Raw genomic sequence first — 17,773 nt, forward strand, 5'->3', positions numbered from 1 at the left:
AGGGCAATGGACTTCGCCGACACTCCACTGCCAGCCCCGTACTCCGCCCCCCCCCCCCCCCCCCCCCCCCCCCCCCCGGGGGGGGGGGGGGGGGGGGGGGCAATGGACTTCGCCGACACTCCACTGCCAGCCCCGTACTCCGCCCCCCCCCCCCCCCCCCCCCCCCCCCCCCCGGGGGGGGGGGTGGGGGGGGGGCCGCTCTTGAACCCAACACACCAAAACCACCAACCAGCCCCAATCGACCATCCCCCCAAACAGGTCCATGCTTGAACAAAGGAGGACCACAACCATGACCCTCAGCGTCTTCGACATGTTCAAGCCCGGCGTCGGCCCGTCCAGCTCGCACACCGTCGGCCCCATGCGCGCCACCCGCGAGTTCGTCGAGCGCCTGCGCGCGGCCGACCTGCTGACCCGCGTAACGCGCGTGGAGGTGAACCTCTACGGCTCGCTCAGCGCCACCGGCAAGGGCCACGCCACCGACCGCGCCTGCCTGATCGGCCTGCTCGGCATCGACCCGGCGGACGCCGACCCCGCCGCCCTGGCGCCGCTGGTGGACGCCATCTTCGCCGAACACAGTCTGGCCCTGGACGGCGAGCACGTCATCGACTTCAGCCCCGGCCGCGACCTGGTGTTCCACGACGGCAGCCTGCCAGCCCACCCCAACGGCATGCGCCTGCGCGCCCTGGACGCCGCCGGCCACCTGCTGGCCGAGCGCACCTGCTACTCGGTGGGTGGCGGCTTCGTGGTCGACGAGGCCGACTTCAACACCGACCGCGCCCTGCCCGACAACCCCATGCCCTACCCCTTCCACAGCGCCGAGGAACTGCTGCGGCTGTGCCATGCCCACGGCTTCCGGCGCATCAGCGACCTGATGTGGGCCAACGAGCTGAGCCTGCGCAGCGAAGAACAGATCCACGCCGGCCTTGCGCACATCTGGGCGGAAATGCAGGCCTGCGTGCGCCGCGGCCTGGAGACCGAGGGCACCCTGCCCGGCGGCCTCAAGGTGCGCCGCCGCGCGCCCATGCTCTACCGCCGCCTGAACGAGGCCGGCAGCGGCAACCTGATCGCCAGCACCCTGGGCGCCATGGACTGGGTGGACCTCTGGGCCCTGGCGGTGAACGAGGAGAACGCCGCCGGCGGCCGCGTGGTGACAGCCCCCACCAACGGCGCAGCCGGCATAGTCCCGGCGGTGCTGCACTACTACGCCCACTACCAGGCCGACGCGCCCATGGACGCCATCGAGCGCTACCTGCTGACGGCCGCCGCCGTCGGCATCCTGTGCAAGCTCAACGCCTCCATCTCCGGCGCCGAGGTGGGCTGCCAGGGCGAGGTCGGCTCGGCCTGCGCCATGGCCGCGGCGGGCCTGGCCGAAGTGCTGGGCGGCAGCCTGGAACAGGTGGAGAACGCCGCCGAAATCGGCCTGGAACACAACCTCGGGCTGACCTGCGACCCGGTCGCAGGGCTGGTCCAGGTACCCTGCATCGAGCGCAACGCCATGGCCTCGCTCAAGGCCATCAACGCCGCCCAACTGGCCCTGCGCGGCGACGGCCAGCACCTGGTGTCGCTGGACAAGGCCATCGACACCCTGCGCGACACCGGCCGCGACATGATGGACAAGTACAAGGAGACCTCGAAGGGCGGCCTGGCGGTGAACGTGATCGCCTGCTGAGCACGACCGCCTGGTCGGAAATCGGACAAAACACCATTAACCACCTAGTTAATTAGCTTGCTAAGGGTATAATTCGCACTCCCACACTGCGAGATTCCCGGCATGAGACAAGCACAGCGCGCCTCTGGCGCCAGCACCTTCATTCTGGTCGGCCTGGGGGTGGTCATCGCCCTCCTCGGCCTCGCCCTGGCCGCCGGCGGCGCCCGCCTGGCCAGCCTGGGCGGTTCCTGGTACTTCCTCATCGGCGGCCTGGCCATGGCCCTGTCCGGCGTCCTGCTGGCGCTGCGCAAGCCGGCCGGCGCCTGGCTGTTCGCCGCCTTCCTGGCGGGCACCGCCCTCTGGGCCCTGGCCGACGCCGGGCTGGCTTTCTGGCCGCTGTTCTCGCGGCTGTTCATGTTCGGCGCCATCGGCCTGGCGGTGGCGCTGGTCTACCCCATGCTGCTGCGCGCCTCCGGCGGCGTCGGCGGGCGTGGCGCCTATGGCGTGGCCGCGGTGCTCGCCGTGCTGCTGGCGGTGGCCGCCGGCAACATGTTCGTCGCCCACCCCAGCGTCGCCCCCACAGGCGACGGCCCGGGGCTGACGCCGGTGGACCCGGCCCACGCGCAGAAGGACTGGGCCCACTACGGCAACACCGAGGGCGGCAGCCGCTTCGCCGCGCTGGACCAGATCAACCGTGGCAATGTCGACAAGCTCAAGGTGGCCTGGACCTACCACACCGGTGACGTGGCCGAGAGCGACGGCAACGGCGCCGAGGACCAGCTCACCCCGCTGCAGGTCGGCGACAAGGTGTTCATCTGCACCCCGCACAACGACCTGATCGCGCTGGACGCCGACACCGGCAAGCAGCTGTGGAAGAACCAGATCAACGCACAATCCAAGGTCTGGCAGCGCTGCCGCGGCCTGGCCTACTTCGACGCGACCAAGGCCGTCGTCCAACCCACCCAGCCCAACAGCACGCCGGTCACCGCCGTCAGCGTGCCGGCCGGCGCCAACTGCCAGCGCCGCCTGCTGACCAACACCATCGACGCCCGCCTGATCGCCGTGGACGCCGACACCGGCGCCTTCTGCCAGGGCTTCGGCAACAACGGCCAGGTGGACCTCAAGGCCGGCCTGGGCGACGTGCCCGACTCCTACTACCAGCTCAGCTCCGCGCCGCTGATGGCCGGCACCACCGTAGTGGTCGGCGGGCGCGTGGCGGACAACGTCCAGACCGACATGCCCGGCGGCGTGATCCGCGGCTTCGACGTCATCAGCGGGCAGATGCGCTGGGCCTTCGACCCGGGCAACCCGCAGGACAAGCAGGCCCCGGCGCCGGGCAGCACCTACGTGCGCAGCACCCCCAACAGCTGGGCGCCGATGTCCTACGACGCGGCGATGAACACCGTGTTCCTGCCCATGGGCAGCTCCTCCACCGACATCTACGGCGTGGAGCGCACCAAGCTCGACCACACCTACGGCGCCTCGATCCTCGCCGTGGACGCCACCACCGGCGCCGAGAAGTGGGTGTTCCAGACCGTGCACAACGACCTCTGGGACTTCGACCTGCCCATGCAGCCGAGCCTGGTGGACTTCCCCGTGGCCGACGGCAAGCGCGTGCCGGCCGTGGTGATCGGCACCAAGGCCGGGCAGATCTACGTGCTCGACCGCGCCACCGGCAAACCGTTGACCCAGGTCGACGAAGTGCCGGTGAAAGCCGCCAACATCCCCAACGAGCCCTACTCGCCGACGCAGCCCAAGTCGGTGGGCATGCCGCAGATAGGCGCGCAGACCCTCACCGAGTCGGACATGTGGGGCGCCACGCCCTATGACCAGCTGCTGTGCCGCATCGACTTCAAGAAGATGCGCTACGACGGCCTCTACACCGCGCCGGGCACCGACCTCTCGCTGAGCTTCCCCGGCTCCCTAGGCGGCATGAACTGGGGCAGCATCTCCACCGACCCGGTGCACGGCTTCATCTTCGTCAACGACATGCGCCTGGGCCTGTGGGTGCAGATGGTCCCCTCGGCCAACAAGGGCCAGGCCGCTTCCGGCGGCGAGGCGCTGAACACAGGCATGGGCGCGGTGCCGCTCAAGGGCACGCCCTACGCGGTGAACAAGAACCGCTTCCTCTCGGTGGCCGGCATCCCCTGCCAGGCGCCGCCCTTCGGCACCCTCAGCGCCATCGACCTGAAGACCCGCAAGGTCGCCTGGCAGGTGCCGGTGGGCACGGTCGAGGACACCGGCCCGCTGGGCATCCGCATGCACCTGCCGATCCCCATCGGCCTGCCGACCCTCGGCGGCACCCTGTCCACCCAGGGCGGCCTGGTGTTCATCGCCGGCACCCAGGACTTCTACCTGCGCGCCTACGACAGCGGCAACGGCAAGGAAATCTGGAAGGCCCGCCTGCCCGTGGGCAGCCAGGGCGGCCCGATGACCTACGTCTCGCCCAAGACCGGCAAGCAGTACATCGTGGTCACCGCCGGCGGCGCCCGCCAGTCGCCGGACCGCGGCGACTACGTGCTGGCCTACGCCCTGCCCTGAACCACGCGCCCGCCACTCCGGCGGGCGCCTTCTTCCGGCGCGGCCCAGGGCCGCGTCTCCCCTCATCCGGTAAGTGTCCCGTCATGCGATTCCCCTCCACCTCCCTGCGCCTGCTGCTGGGCGCCGCCTGCCTCACCCCGTCCCTGGCGCTGGCCGACGACCCACTCGAACGCTCGACGCTGAGCGGCGACTGGGGCGGCCTGCGCCACGAACTGGACGACCAGGGCATCCGCTTCACCGGCGAATACAGCGGCGAGACTGTGTACAACGCCGACGGCGGCCTCAAGCGCTCGGCGCGCTACTCGCAGAACCTCAAGCTCGGCGTGCGCTTCGACCTGAGCAAGCTCTACGGCCTGGACAACGGCGGCCTGGTGCAACTGACCGTGAACGACCGCCGCGGCAACGACGGCTCCGGCGACCTGGTCGGCAACCGCCTGCCGGTGCAGGAAAACTACGGCGGCCTCTACACCCGCCTCACCGAACTGAGCTACGAGCGCAGCCTGTTCACCCCGGCGCTGGACGTGAAGCTCGGCTACATGGCCATGGGCAACGACCTCGGCGGCCTGGACAGCGGCATCCTCTGCAACTTCATGAACGCCGGCTTCTGCGGCCACCCGCTGAACATGTCCGGCGGCAGCGGCTGGAGCAACTACCCCAACGCCCACCTGGGCGTGCGCCTGAAATACAGCTTCTCGCCGGCCTGGCAGCTGCGCGTGGCGGCCTTCGACGTCGACCCCGAGAGCAACGGCAACTCCAGCCGCGCCTGGCACCTCACGCCCAAGCACAGCACCGGCACCGTGGTGCCCGTCGAACTGGTCTACAAGCGCCTCGACGAACTGCCCGGCGAGTACAAGCTGGGCTGGTACTACGACAGCTCCGACGCCCAGCGCATCGGCAGCGACGAGAAGGTCGCCGGGCGCGGCGGCCACTATCTGCTCGCCGACCAGGCCGTGTGGCACACGCCGGGTCGCCCGGGGCAGAGCCTGCACCTCTTCGGCCAGGCCTCGGTGGCCAGCTCGGCGGCCTCGCCCTTCAGCAAGTGGTACAGCGCAGGCGTGGTGCTCTACCAGCCCTTCGCCAGCCGCCCGCGCGACACCCTCGCCCTGGGCTTCGGCCGCGCCGTGCCCAACCCGCGCAGCCGCGAAGTGCAGGAAGACAACGCCCTGGCCAACGGCCAAGCCTACCCCGAGCTGGACAACGCCGAACGCCTGGTCGAACTGAGCTACGGCTTCCAGGCCACGCCCTGGCTGCTGCTGCGCCCGGACGTGCAATACGTGATCGAGCCAGGCGCCTTCTCCGGGCAAAGCATCGACAACGCCCTGGTCTTCGGCCTGCAGGTCAAGGCCACGCTCTGAGCCGCAGCGCCGGCCGCTAGCGAACGGCGGCCGGCGCGCCAATATTGCAGTTCGCGCCACAAGCTTTCTCAGCGACAGAAAATATCGTTAGCTTGCTTTCTTTTTTCCCCGCTTCGGGCTAAGTTCGGCCTCGCAAGCCTTCCACAGCATAAGAATCCGCCCGCAACGCCCAGCCCATTGACCTTCGCCCGAGCACAGCGGCGCAACGCCTGCCATGCTCAATGGCGGTCCGCTGCGCCATGCCGGCAGCCCACCCCCGTGATCAAGCCCGACGACTGGAGATTCCATGAACCTGTCGCTGCTAAGCCGTTACGCCTTCTTCGCCGCTTGTGTGCTCTTCACCCTGTTCAGCCTGCCCTTCCTCGGGCACGACTGGGTCTGGCCCTTCACCCTGGTGACCCTCGCCCTCAGCCTGCTGGGTGTGTTCGACTTGCTGCAGGCGCCCCACGCGGTAAGACGCAACTACCCCATCCTCGGCAACATCCGCTACCTGGTCGAAGGCATCCGCCCGGAAATCCGCCAGTACCTGCTCGAAGGCGACCGCGAGGCCCTGCCCTTCTCCCGCGCCCAGCGCGGCCTGGTGTACGCCCGCGCCAAGCAGGAAACCGCCGACAAGCCGTTCGGCACCCTCATCGACGTCTACGAGTCCGGCTTCGAATTCATCGCCCACTCCATCCGCCCGGCGCCGCTGGCCGACCCCAGCACCTTCCGCGTGATGGTCGGCGGGCCCGAGTGCAAGCAGCCCTACTCCATCTCGGTGTTCAACATCTCCGCCATGAGCTTCGGCGCCCTCAGCGCCAACGCCATCCGCGCGCTGAACAAGGGCGCGCGCATGGGCAACTTCATCCACGACACCGGCGAAGGCAGCATCAGCCCCTACCACCGCGAGTACGGCGGCGACCTGACTTGGGAACTGGGCAGCGGCTACTTCGGCTGCCGCGGCGACGACGGCCGCTTCGACGCCGAGCGCTTCGCCGCCCAGGCCGCCAGCCCGCAGGTGAAGATGATCGAAATCAAGCTCAGCCAGGGCGCCAAGCCCGGCCACGGCGGCATCCTGCCGAAAGAGAAGCTCACCGCCGAAATCGCCGCCACCCGCGGCGTGCCCATGGGCCAGGACTGCGTGTCGCCGTCCAGCCACAGCGAATTCAGCACGCCCAGGGAACTGCTCGACTTCATCGTCCGCCTGCGCGAACTCTCCGGCGGCAAGCCGGTGGGCTTCAAGCTGTGCATCGGCCACCCCTGGGAATTCATGGGCATCGCCAAGGCCATGCACGAAACCGGCATCCTCCCCGACTTCATCGTGGTCGACGGCAAGGAAGGCGGCACCGGCGCCGCCCCGGTGGAATTCGTCGACCACATGGGCCTGCCGATGCGCGAAGGCCTGCTGTTCGTGCACAACACCCTGGTCGGCCTGAACCTGCGCGACAAGATCCGCGTCGGCGCCAGCGGCAAGGTGGTCAGCGCCTTCGACATCGCCAGCGTACTGGCCATGGGCGCCGACTGGGCCAACTCCGCCCGCGGCTTCATGTTCGCCATCGGCTGCATCCAGAGCCAGAGCTGCCACACCAACAAATGCCCCACCGGCGTAGCCACCCAGGACCCACTGCGGCAACGCGCCCTGGTGGTGCCGGACAAGGCCGAACGCGTCTACAACTTCCACCGCAACACCCTGAAAGCCCTGGCCGAAATGCTCGCCGCCGCCGGCCTGCGCCACCCCTCGGAAGTGGAAGCCAAACACCTGGTGCGCCGAGTGTCGTCCAGCGAAATCCGCCTGTTCGCCCACCTGCACTACTTCCTCAAGCCGGGCGAACTGCTAAGCGGCAATATCGAAGGGGAGTTCTACGAGCGCATGTGGCGCATGGCGCGCAGTGACAGCTTCGAGGCCAATGGGGCCTGATCCTGAGGAGATCGGCAGAGCGAACAGGTCGGTGGCCGGTAGCTATTGGCCAGGAGCAGATTGCCTATCCAAAATTCTCGCCCCAGCCGCCGCCCTGTTCCGTCCGATTGACAGCCCCGCGGCAACTCCCTAACGTTGCCTCGCCGCCCAACCTGGGCGGTACGGGATTGGCGTCCCGTACTCGGTAGGCGCAGGAGACTTTGTCCTGCGCCTGGCACGGCTGCACCCGCGTTATGGGAGGGCCGTGTGGGGCATCTTCGGATGCGCCGGTCCGAGTCCGGTACGCCAACCTGCACGGTCCGCCCACCCTGATTGGCGTCAGGGCGCGGAAAACCAGCCTACTCGGAGATTTTCCCATGCATATCGCATCCGCTGTTCTACCCCACCCTCTCAAGAACACCGCCCCGTCGGAGCTTTACGACGCTGCCCAATCCCGCCAATCGGCCTTGGTCAATCTGCTGCGCCTGCTGGCCGGCGCGCCGGACCTGGGTTCGCCCGCCGAGGATGTGCTGGACGGCGCCTTCTGCGCGCTGGAGTACCTGGCGGCCGATGCCGAGCGGTTGTATGCCGCCGCTGAGGAACGCGGCCGGGCGTAAGGGGCGTGACGTGAAGCGCTATCCGCCAGGAGTGGGTGGCGCTTCAATCCCGTAGGCGCAACTGTCGTGCTGACTGCGCCGAGGCGCTCTTCGTAGGATGGGTTGAGTTTGCGAAACCCATGCGGTCATGGCGATGGGTATCGCTTCGCTCAACCCATCCTACGAGGTCCAGTGTTTGCTGAAGCTCGCTCCTACGAGAAGCCGTGCGTCCTGAGACCGAGCGGACCTTGTCCGCGATAGCCGGACTCACCGGCGCGATTCGCGGATGAGATCCACTCCTACGGGCGGCCACACACCGAGCCTCTTGTAGGAGCGCGCCCTGCGCGCGAATCCCGGGCGCGTACAAAAAGCCGCATTACTGCACCAGCTTGTGTGTCGACCTCCCAAACCAGGAAGACCAGAAGCTGGACGGTGAGCTGGTAGCGCGCCATCAGGTTGACCACGGTGTAGTCGTCCTGCCCCACTCGGCTGTTGTAGCGGCTGAAGTACAGCGAGTTGCTGGAGTTCCAGCTGGCACCGCCGCCCAGGGTCAGGCGGTTCCAGTCGCCGGTCAGTATGAGGGTGAGCTTTTCGGCGGTAGCGGTGGGCCGAAGATTGCCGTAAGGGGATGGTTATCCGCCAGGAGCGGACAAGCCCTTTCGTGTGGCGTCTTCAGTGATCTACCTCAACACTGGCCAGGTTCGAATCCCGCAAAGTGCCTTTTTCACTCCCCTGGAGAACCCTCATGTTTCCCGAGTTCCGCGAAAAGATTTCTCGCCTCAAGACCGAGGATCCGCACTTTGCAAAGCTCTTCCATAGCCACAACGAGCTCGACCAGGAGATCAAGAACATGGAAGCGGGCATCACTCCCGCAACCCACGACACCATCGAGTCGCTGAAGAAGCAGAAGCTGCAGCTCAAGGACGATCTCTACGAAATTCTGCGCAAGAAAGATGGCTGCCAATGCGGACATGGCTGCGGCGGTTGACTAGCCCCGAGGCATAGATCCCGGCCTTCGATGCAAAGCCGTTGAATCAAGCCAACGACCACGGGCCCCGACTACCGCAACAATTCACCGATAATGAAACCCCTGCTACTAGCTGGGGTTTCATCATTTCAGCCCCTGCCCTACCTGCGGCACAACGCCGTTGAATTGATCCTGCCAAGGTCCCCTGCCTCGTCTTCTTCGGATACCAGGTCACCACGTAGTAGCCGAACCACCGGTTGAATCCACAGCCGGAAGCAAACCTTTCATGTGTAGAAAATCGAACCCTTGAAACCACTATGACAGAACAGCCCAGTGCGTCCTGTTGCTCGAGTTTTCGCAGGCTCCAAAACTGGGTTCGTGGCTTTCTGGCTCGTTGATTTCGACATGTTGAGCGGCAGCTTTCGGCCAGTAACTGCCACTCCCCAAAAGAGATCTACGGCCAGAGACAGACTTTCGCTCATGCATTCAGCATGGGGTTGTACTTCTCGAAGCGGAGTTAGCGAATCGAAAAACACGGTATCGCCCGTCCGGTAGGCAGAGCTGCTAAGCGGCCCTGGCCACCACCTCAACCGCCGTCCCGTTTCGTGGACTCTTAGAAGTGGTACTTCTCGAATCGCCTCTTAAATGCTTCCTCCGACCCTTCCATTATGTCGAGGATTGCCGCAGCGGTCTGCTTGAGATCCGTGCCTCCTTGCGCCAAGACTCGACCCTTCCCACCTTCGGATATCAGCGCGTAGACAAATTCGCTGTCCGCGTTGACTGGTAGGTTGGCGTTATGGGTTGCCAGAATGAGCTGGCGCTGGGTTTTGGACTGCCTCAGCAGCGGAACCAGATCCTTGTAGATGAAGCTGGTGTCGACCTCGTCTTCCGGTTGATCGATGACTATTGGGCCGTCCCCTCGGACCAGCAACAGATTGAGAATTGCGGTGTTGCGCTGCCCTTCGGACAACTGGTTGCCCTCAACGCTGCCAATGAGGGTGTGATCTTGCCGGTAGAGCTCGATGTCGATCAGATCTGGCACTCGTGATACACGCAGCGTGCGCCATTTTTCCTGAACAGTTGCCAGGTAAGCGGGTAGATCTGTTTTGAATTGCTGCAGGATGCTCGGCAACCTAGAGGTATCCTCCATCACCCAATCGATGTACTCCCAGGGACTGGGCTTCTGAGGAGGAGAAGAGGCAAGGAAACCACTGAACAAGTACTCGCCGATCCCGTCCCACTCTCTTCCAACCCGCGATCGGCGGTCGGGCTCCAAAGTCCCCCAGAACAACATGAACGCCAATCTATTGGCCATGGGGGTGATGGTGACGCGAATGGTCTTTTTAGTTTTCTCCGTGATATCCAATGCGGCCTGCTGGCGCAGCCTGCACTGCTCCGCCCAGATCCCAAAAAGCCGACTCAGCGATTGTTCCAATTCCTCGGGAGTCTTCTCCAGCGCCTTCCACTGCAGCTCCTTATCTTCCACGCTTCGTTGCTTGGCTTGCCTGGTTCGATCCAGATCCTGAAGGCGACTGACATCACTAGGCTGAACTCCTTTTGCCGCGCATGCCGTGATGAATTTGGAATGAGCAGCGTCCAGGTCCGCAGATATCTCGCACCATTGCGGGTTCTCGGAGAACAGAGTGGCGAAATCGTTCCGCATCTCGGTGAGCAGCGTATCCAGTTTCTGTTGATAGGTCGCTCGGTGTGTAGCTACCTTGGCTGTCTGCTCGGTGAACCAGCCAGAATGTGGCCAGGCCTCAGTAACTGCAGCTGGGGAGCCTTCCGCAGAAGTGAAACTTTCCAGGGCTTTCTCGACTGCAATGACATCTTTTTCGAAACTATCACATAGATTTTGGAAGTAGCGCTTAGCGTGGGTCGCGCGCTGGTAGGCTGCCGCCTCACCCTGAACCTCCTTGCGGGCTTGCCATTGTCGATCAATCTCGACGAGCTCTTGCTTCAGGCCGTCAAGTTCATGCTCGATAGCGCGCATCTGATCCTGTGCGGCGAACAGTCGCTTGATGTCAGCAGCAACTGTACGTTCCTCGCCTTGAAGCTTTTCGAGCTCAGCTGCGCATATCTCGTCGATCAGTTCCAGCAACTGAGATTGCCCGCCTGGTGCGGTGAGCTCACTCAACTGTTGCTGGCTGTAAAACTGAATCGGCAGATGGCGCAGGTACGCTGAGAGATCGTATGCAGTCCCTACTATCAGCGACAGGTCATCGCTGGGCGAATAGCGCAGCACGTCAACCTGGCCCGGAATACCTTCCCACTCGACCAGAATCTCAGTGTCAGTAGTGAAGGTCTGTTTTGCTCGCTCTGCCTTGAACTTCGCTTTTTCAGAAATGGCGTCCGTCTCGTCTCGTGCAAACATGATGCGCAAGAGCTCTAGAATCGTCGATTTCCCGGTACCACGAGCGCCAATTAGTGTATTGAGGTTGCGCGAAAAGTTGACTGTCTGGTCTTCTAGGTACTTTAGCCCTTTCACCGTTATCGAGACGATCCGCGGAAAAGTCTCGCTCTCGCCGGGGCTCTTCTTCTCCAAGCTGATCCTCGAGTCGGAATCGAGGAAGGCCTGCTTGAGCGCAGCGATGGACGGACGCGAGCATTTGACCCAGGTGTGGCGGTAGCCCAAAGAGTTGGGCTTAGGGTTACCGTGCTCATCCACTTTCAGCGACTTTGCGTCTGAGGACTGCACGTAGGCCGGCTGCTTTCCAGGGCGAGCCCAGTCTCTATTTTTGCCAGTCAAGATGTCCGAGATCTTCTGCCCCGGTGGGTACTGAGTAACCTCCAGTGCCAACAGACCTGGCAGTTGGTAATCCTGGCGGTAGTTGGGGCGCTGAAGCAGGCCGTCCTCTTGATCAGCGTGGGCTGCAATCACGATGCCGCCATTGTCGTCCTGTACGATTTTCAACAACTTCGCCAAGCTGATTGGAGAGTCTTCACGTCTCAGTGGCGTCGGCAAACCTCTTTCAAACCGTTGCGACTCTGGCAGGCCCAGCTGAATGAGCACTTTGTTCACACGCTCAAGGTCGCTGGATTTCTTGGCGGGTTCGAACAGGCAAAGCACGTGATAGCCGATATCAACTTCAAAGCCGGGCAGGATGTGAATCGCCTCGCGCCCCAGCTCTGCGGCGATTGACTTGTTCTGCTCAATCAGATGAGTCAGAAACCAATCTCTGGGGTCAGTCTGACCAGAAAAGTTGTGGTCAGTGATGCCAATAATCTGTAGCTCGAGCTCATGGCACCTTCTGAGGAAAGCCTGCGCCTTGCTGCTGATTTCGCGCTCATCGTAGACACCCTCGGCCTTTGGTCTGCGAGGGTTGCCTAGTCGGAGGTCTGTGTCGCTCCAGTGCTTGCTGTCTTCAGGTGTCTGAACCTGAAAGTCAGCTTTGAACCATCGCATTCCTTGGTACTGGCCCATCGCGGATCTCTAGAAATTACTGGGGTGCGGGAAAAGGCAGCCTAAAAGGCCATCACGACCATCTGCAATAGGCAGATGGTCGTGATGGCCGAGGGTAGTCAAGCTTCTTCGCTAGCTGCTCTCTCCCAAGGGCAGCAATAGGTCCAGGCTGTGCGAAAACCTGAGCGGCTCTTCGAAGAGCGCGTTCCTACGTGAAATCTGAAAAGGCTTGGCTATTCAGCAACCCAGAACCCGCATAGAAACGCGAAATCGAGGTTGTTTTTTAACCAACTGGACCGATCCGGAGGTTTTCACACAGCCTGGGTCGGAAGCAACCCCATCGCCAAAAGCAGTTATCGGTCAAAAACAGTCTGGGAAATAGAGAGATCTACTTTTCTGCCCTCGAATAAAAACCAAGCAACTCGCCAACTAACCACAGCGGCCCTTCCCTGGGCCGCTATCCCGCAGAACGTGGGACGAAGCCTCAGTCCCGCGCCAACACCGCCCTGACCGCCCCTAGCAACACTGCCTCAGCATCAGCCGCCGCACCCTGCAAACGCCAAGCCACATGCTGATCCGGCCGCACCAGCAGGCATCCATCCTCGTCGATCTCCCGCAGCCGCGCCCAGTCGCCATAGCTGTCTTCGTAATCGAGACCGAGGCCGATACGGCGCACCGCCAGGTCGATACCCAGCTCGCGCCCCAGCGTCTCGGCAGCTCGGCACCAGGCATCGCCGCCGTGGCCGGTGAGCAGGGTCAGGCGGCCCTGGCCGCAGAGGTCGAGGGTGGACAGCTTGCGCCCAGCGGTGTCGTGCAGCCAGGCGTGCGGCAGGTGGGCGCCGGGCCAGGTGGTGGGGTGGTAGTAGAGTTCGCGGTCGCGGGTGTAGGCCGGTTCTTCGCTGCCGTCGGCGAGTACCGCGCCACTGCGATAGCGCTGCCCCAGTTCCACGCCGTGGCAGCTGAACTGGTAGTGCTGCAGCTGGATGGCCTTTTCCAGGGCGGCGCGGCGTTCGCGGCCCAGCGGGCTGTCGGCGCTCAGTTCGTGCAGGCTGTTCCAGCCCTCGGCCTCGCTCTGGCCCGGCTTGAAGCCCAGGGCGTTGGAGATCGGCAGCATGTTGCGCACACTTTCCATGGCCCGGTCCACCACCTGGCGGCCGACGGGCTGGCGCTCGGCGCAGTAGCTGTCCAGCAGCCCGGGGCCGGCCTGGCCCTTGAGCACCAGGGCCAGTTTCCAGGCCAGGTTGTAGGCGTCCTGCACCGAGGTGTTGGTGCCCAGGCCGTTGGCCGGCGGGTGGCGGTGCACGGCGTCGCCGCAGCAGAACACCCGGCCCTCGGCATAGCGCTGGGCGACCACGTGGTTGATCTGCCACTTGCTGGTGGCCAGGATCTCCACCGGGATGTCGGCATCGCCGATCACCCGCCGCGCCCGCTCGATCACCGCGGCCTCGCTGAGGTCCGGCTCGCCCTGGGCGGGGTCGTACATGAACAGCATCACCCATTCGTTCCACGGGCGGACGCAGATGAAGGTGCCGCTGCCGACCCAGTAGTCGTTGCCCGGCTGGACCATCCAGTAGAGCACGCCCGGGCGGCTCTCGCAGTAGCGGCGCAGGTCGGCGCGCAGCCAGACGTTCACCGCGCAGCCCAGGCCCATCTCGCCTTCCAGGGGGATGCCGAGCAGTTCCATCACCCGGCTGCGGGCGCCGTCGGCGCCGATCATGTACTGGGCGCGCACGGTGAATTCGCGCCCGGTGCCGCGGTCGAGAATGCGCGCGGTGACGCCCTCCCCGTCCTGGGTGAAGTCCAGCAGCTCGTTGTTGAAGCGCATCTCGCTGCCCGCGCGCAGGGCCTCGTTGGCGAGGATCGGCTCCATCAGGTGCTGGGGGATGTTGCACATGGCCGAGGGGCTGGCCAGCTCGTAGTCGGACTTGCGCTCGATGGCGTTGCCCCAGGTGAGCAGGCGGCCCAGTTCCTGGCCGCTGAAGCTGGTGGCCCAGACGTTGTTGGCCATCAGCTCGTGGGGGCTGGCGGCGGCCACCACCTGCGCCTCGACGCCCGCGTCGCGGAACACCTCCATGGTGCGCTGGTTGGTGATGTGCGCACGCGGGCTGTTGGCGGTCCAGCGGTACTTGTTGACCAGCAGGTTGCGGATGCCATAGCGCGACAGTAGCAGCGAAGCCGTCAGGCCGGAGGGGCCGCCACCGACGATCAGGACGGGGACTTCGATGACGTGGGAGGTGTTTTGCGGGTTCATGAGCGTGACTCCGTACTCTTGTTCTTGAAATCGGAAAGGTGCCCGCCAGGACGGGCGCACGGGCCTGGGCCCAATTCACGGGGCGCGGACAAGCCGAACCCGTGCCGCCTGCCCTGGCTGCCGGCAAATACGAAGGGAATGCGGACCGGGAGCGACGCGTGCCGGTCCCGGTGTCGAAGCTGAAACGGCCCGGGGCCGGGGCCTCCAGCGCTCTCGACGTAGCCGACGGCAGTCACGGTAATTCCGCAACGATGTTGCCGGTAGTCGCACCAAATGGCCTTCAGCGTTCCATCCTGTGAACGCTGGACGGCGGCAAGCACGGGTGCATTCAAACGCACCCGCGCGTTGATCGTTGGAGACACGTGCAACAAGGGCAGGCACGTCCGTGCTGCCGCCCTCCTCCTCTCTGAAAGGCCCGACCTTGAGCCACCGGACATGCGGTATTGCTAATCCTTCTCGCCTAAATGTAATATTATTACATTGCATAAAGGAGGCACCATGAAACCAGGCATCCACCCCGAATACCGCCCCGTGCTGTTCCACGACACGGCCGCCGACGTGTTCTACCTGATCCGCTCCACCGCGCAGACGGACAAGACCCACACCTACGTCGACGGCAACACCTACCCCTACATGACCCTGGACGTATCGAGCGCCTCGCACCCGGTCTACACCGGCGAGCAGCGCAAGACCAAGGCCGAGGGCCGCGTGGCCGGCTTCAACAAGCGCTTTGCCGGGTTCGTCGGCAACAAGGGGGCGTGATGAAAGTCCTTGCCTCGCTGAAGAAGGCCAAGCTGCGCCACCGCGATTGCCAGGTGGTGAAACGGCGCGGCCGGCTGTACGTGATCTGCAAGTCCAACCCGCGCTTCAAGTGCGTACAGGGCCGGCCGAAGCCGAAGGTCCGGCGTTGAACCCCTGCCGGCCAGCGCCCGCTGCAATGGCGGGGCTGGCCGCTCTCGCCGGCGCGCGGCAGTTGGTGTTCTCCAGCCAGTACGTGGTGTTCCTGTCCTCGGGCCAGCCCACGCCCGGCCCGTAGTCCGTGGCGACGCCGTTGCGATGGTCGGTGATGATTCCCTGCAGGATGTAGACAGTGCCCGGCCTGTCCTTGTGGCCGTGCCCCCGCCCGAGCACGCCGCCGGGCTCGATGGTCGTTTTCCGTCATCGAGAGGACGGGACACTGCGACATCACTCTCCCGCCGCTGTCGCTACTCCCAGCGCGACAGATAGACGATCGCGGCGGCGGCGGCCTCGTCGCAGATCGCCTCGCTGATGTGCCCTTGGGCCAGATAGCCGTATTTCATGCAGGCGAAGGCGATCTCCACCGACAGCGTCGCCGCGTCCGGCTGCTGCGGCAGGCCGGCGAGCACGCCCTGGGCCTGCAGGTAGCCACGCAGGAGGTTGCCGATCATCGCGTCCTTTTCCTCGTGGGCCTTGCGGTCGGTGGGGGTGAAGTTGCCGCGCATCAGCAACGCCGCGGCTGCCGGGTGGGTGTTGTAGTACTCGGCCACGCCGCGGACGATGCGGTGGATCGCGCCTTTCCAGCCCTCGTCCGCCAGCGGCTGCAGGTCGACTATCAGCGCACCGATGCGCTCCATCTGCAGCCGCGCCAGGTGGGCGAAGAGCACGTACTTGTCGGGAAAGAACTGGTAGATGCTCGCCCGCGGTACCCCCGACAGCTTGGAGATTTCAGGGATCGACGCCGCATCGGGCCCGACCTCCCCCAGCAACCGCTCCGCCGCCTCCAGCACCTTGGCGATGCGCGTCTGCGAACGCTCCTGCTGGGGCAGCCGGCCCGCCCTCTTACCCTTGGGTGACGGCAACGGCGCTTGCACATCCGGAAAATCAGACATATGTTATGTTCTTGAAAGTGACAAATGTCATCTTTATAGGTTTACCCACCCTCTCTTGTCCAGTGCGAGGACGTCGATGAGCTACGCAGAACAGACCCAATGGCAGGCGATCCAGGCCTTCCTGCCGCCCGAGTACCGCATCGACAGCACGAACGCGCCGCAGGAAGAATACTGGCCCTGGCGCGGCCACCAGGTGCATCTGGACCGCTATGCCAATCCTGCGGCTGCGGCCAGGGTCATCCTCTTCCACGGCGTCGGCACCAACGGCCGGCAGATGTCCACCATCGCCGGCTTGCCGTTGTTCCGGCAGGGGCTGGAAACCGTGGCCATCGACATGCCCGGCTACGGCGAAACGAAGGTCGCCGCCGGCGCGAAAGTCCGCTACGACACCTGGGTGGAGCTCGCCAGCGCCTTCATCGACCATGAGCGCTTCCGTGATCCCCGGCCGATCTTCCTCTACGGCCTGAGCGCGGGCGGCATGCTCACCTACCACGCCGCCGCGCTGAACGGGCACGTGTCCGGCATCATCGGCATGACCTTCCTCGACCAGCGCGTCCCGCGGGTGCGCGAACAGACCGCGCTCACCCCGCTGATGGGCCGACTGGGCGTTCCGATGATCCACGCCTTGGCGCGCACGCCACTGGCCGGACTGAAGATGCCGATGTGGCTGGCCAGCAAGATGCACACGCTGGTCAACGACCGCGCCGCGCTGAAGGCCTGCCTGAAGGACCCCACCTCGGCCGGCAACTGGGCCAGCCTGCGCTTCCTCAGCGCCTACATGGGCTATGTACCGGCCATCGAGCCGGAGGCCTTCGACGTGTGCCCGGTCCTGCTGACACAGCCAGCGGCCGACCGCTGGACCCCGCTCGCCCTCAGCCAACCCTTCCTGCAGCGCCTCGGCCGCGTCGAGGTGACGACCCGGATGCTGGACAACGCCGGGCACTATCCGCTGGAAGAGCCTGGCCTGGGGCAGATGAACGAAGCGATCGTGGCATTCGTGGAACGGACCCTCGCCAGGCAGGCAAGCGGGTTGCCTGCGGGGCGATGAGCGCCAGCGAACAGACGCCGAAGAACGGGTTCGGAGCCAGGCCGGAGTCATGCGTACTTGAGTAGCTTCATGCATTCGCTCTTGTCTGGTTCGCCACCCAGGCCGCGATCCCAGGTAGGCTACGCCATTGCCGGCGCTCCTTGTCCCTTCGTGTTCTGCCAGTCACGACCGGCAGAGAACGGCCAGAAGTGAAAATGTGCGTTGTGTCCGAGCCCCGATCTGGTTCGGGGGCTCTGAG

Annotated in this window: 12 protein-coding genes and 1 pseudogene; 9 read left to right on the forward strand and 4 right to left on the reverse strand. The window is 64.9% G+C overall.

Features of this window, described 5'->3' with window-relative positions:
• Positions 1–289: 289 nt before the first annotated feature.
• The 6 genes from FG99_RS02235 to FG99_RS02255 all read left to right on the forward strand — a co-directional run bounded on the left by FG99_RS02235 (position 290) and on the right by FG99_RS02255 (position 9,004).
• Entirely contained in the window at positions 290–1,669 is a 1,380-nt protein-coding gene (locus tag FG99_RS02235; protein WP_043267012.1) for an L-serine ammonia-lyase, read from the forward strand.
• Positions 1,670–1,771: 102 nt separating this feature from the next.
• Complete coding sequence (locus tag FG99_RS02240) at positions 1,772–4,189, forward strand: glucose/quinate/shikimate family membrane-bound PQQ-dependent dehydrogenase (protein ID WP_043267014.1); 2,418 nt, start codon at positions 1,772–1,774, stop codon at positions 4,187–4,189.
• An 83-nt stretch (positions 4,190–4,272) separates the two neighbouring features.
• Positions 4,273–5,544 carry a carbohydrate porin gene (locus tag FG99_RS02245; protein WP_043267016.1) on the forward strand — a complete coding sequence of 424 codons (1,272 nt, stop codon included), beginning with the start codon at positions 4,273–4,275 and terminating at the stop codon, positions 5,542–5,544.
• A gap of 286 nt (positions 5,545–5,830) precedes the next feature.
• Positions 5,831–7,441 (forward strand): FMN-binding glutamate synthase family protein, encoded by a 1,611-nt coding sequence (locus FG99_RS02250; protein ID WP_043267018.1) that lies wholly within the window; start codon positions 5,831–5,833, stop codon positions 7,439–7,441.
• 356 nt (positions 7,442–7,797) lie between these two features.
• On the forward strand, positions 7,798–8,037 hold the full coding sequence (locus tag FG99_RS30990) for a hypothetical protein (RefSeq protein WP_058489046.1): 240 nt from the start codon (positions 7,798–7,800) through the stop codon (positions 8,035–8,037).
• 724 nt (positions 8,038–8,761) lie between these two features.
• Complete coding sequence (locus tag FG99_RS02255) at positions 8,762–9,004, forward strand: HP1242/YdcH family protein (RefSeq protein ID WP_009619027.1); 243 nt, start codon at positions 8,762–8,764, stop codon at positions 9,002–9,004.
• A gap of 592 nt (positions 9,005–9,596) precedes the next feature.
• On the opposite strand, the gene FG99_RS02260 is transcribed toward FG99_RS02255, so the two are convergent.
• Positions 9,597–12,407 (reverse strand): TrlF family AAA-like ATPase, encoded by a 2,811-nt coding sequence (locus FG99_RS02260; RefSeq protein WP_043267020.1) that lies wholly within the window; start codon positions 12,405–12,407, stop codon positions 9,597–9,599.
• Between the two features lie 463 nt (positions 12,408–12,870).
• Positions 12,871–14,637, reverse strand: a complete 1,767-nt coding sequence (locus FG99_RS02265) for an FAD-dependent monooxygenase (RefSeq protein ID WP_043267022.1) — start codon at positions 14,635–14,637, stop codon at positions 12,871–12,873.
• Positions 14,638–15,135: 498 nt separating this feature from the next.
• Between FG99_RS02265 and FG99_RS02270 the strand changes: the two genes are divergently transcribed.
• Both FG99_RS02270 and ykgO read left to right on the forward strand, forming a co-directional pair.
• Positions 15,136–15,399 carry a type B 50S ribosomal protein L31 gene (locus FG99_RS02270; protein ID WP_009619021.1) on the forward strand — a complete coding sequence of 88 codons (264 nt, stop codon included), beginning with the start codon at positions 15,136–15,138 and terminating at the stop codon, positions 15,397–15,399.
• A complete protein-coding gene (gene ykgO / locus FG99_RS02275; RefSeq protein WP_009619020.1) occupies positions 15,399–15,548 on the forward strand; it encodes a type B 50S ribosomal protein L36 in 150 nt (49 codons plus the stop codon). The genes FG99_RS02270 and ykgO overlap by 1 nt, the downstream gene beginning before the upstream one ends.
• Here the strand turns inward: ykgO and FG99_RS33140 are convergent.
• Positions 15,505–15,795 (reverse strand): annotated as a pseudogene (locus tag FG99_RS33140) (hypothetical protein); the annotation flags it as partial. The gene ykgO and the pseudogene FG99_RS33140 sit on opposite strands and share 44 nt — an antisense overlap.
• A 47-nt stretch (positions 15,796–15,842) precedes the next feature.
• Positions 15,843–16,487, reverse strand: coding sequence for a TetR/AcrR family transcriptional regulator (locus tag FG99_RS02280; protein WP_070065493.1), 645 nt, complete (start codon positions 16,485–16,487; stop codon positions 15,843–15,845).
• Positions 16,488–16,563: 76 nt separating this feature from the next.
• On the opposite strand from FG99_RS02280, the gene FG99_RS02285 reads away from it, so the two are divergent.
• Positions 16,564–17,535: an alpha/beta hydrolase gene (locus FG99_RS02285; RefSeq protein WP_043267026.1), complete on the forward strand. Its 972-nt coding sequence runs from the start codon at positions 16,564–16,566 to the stop codon at positions 17,533–17,535.
• The last annotated feature ends 238 nt before the right edge of the window (positions 17,536–17,773 follow it).

The organism is Pseudomonas sp. AAC, from assembly GCF_000725445.1.
Lineage (GTDB): Bacteria > Pseudomonadota > Gammaproteobacteria > Pseudomonadales > Pseudomonadaceae > Pseudomonas > Pseudomonas citronellolis.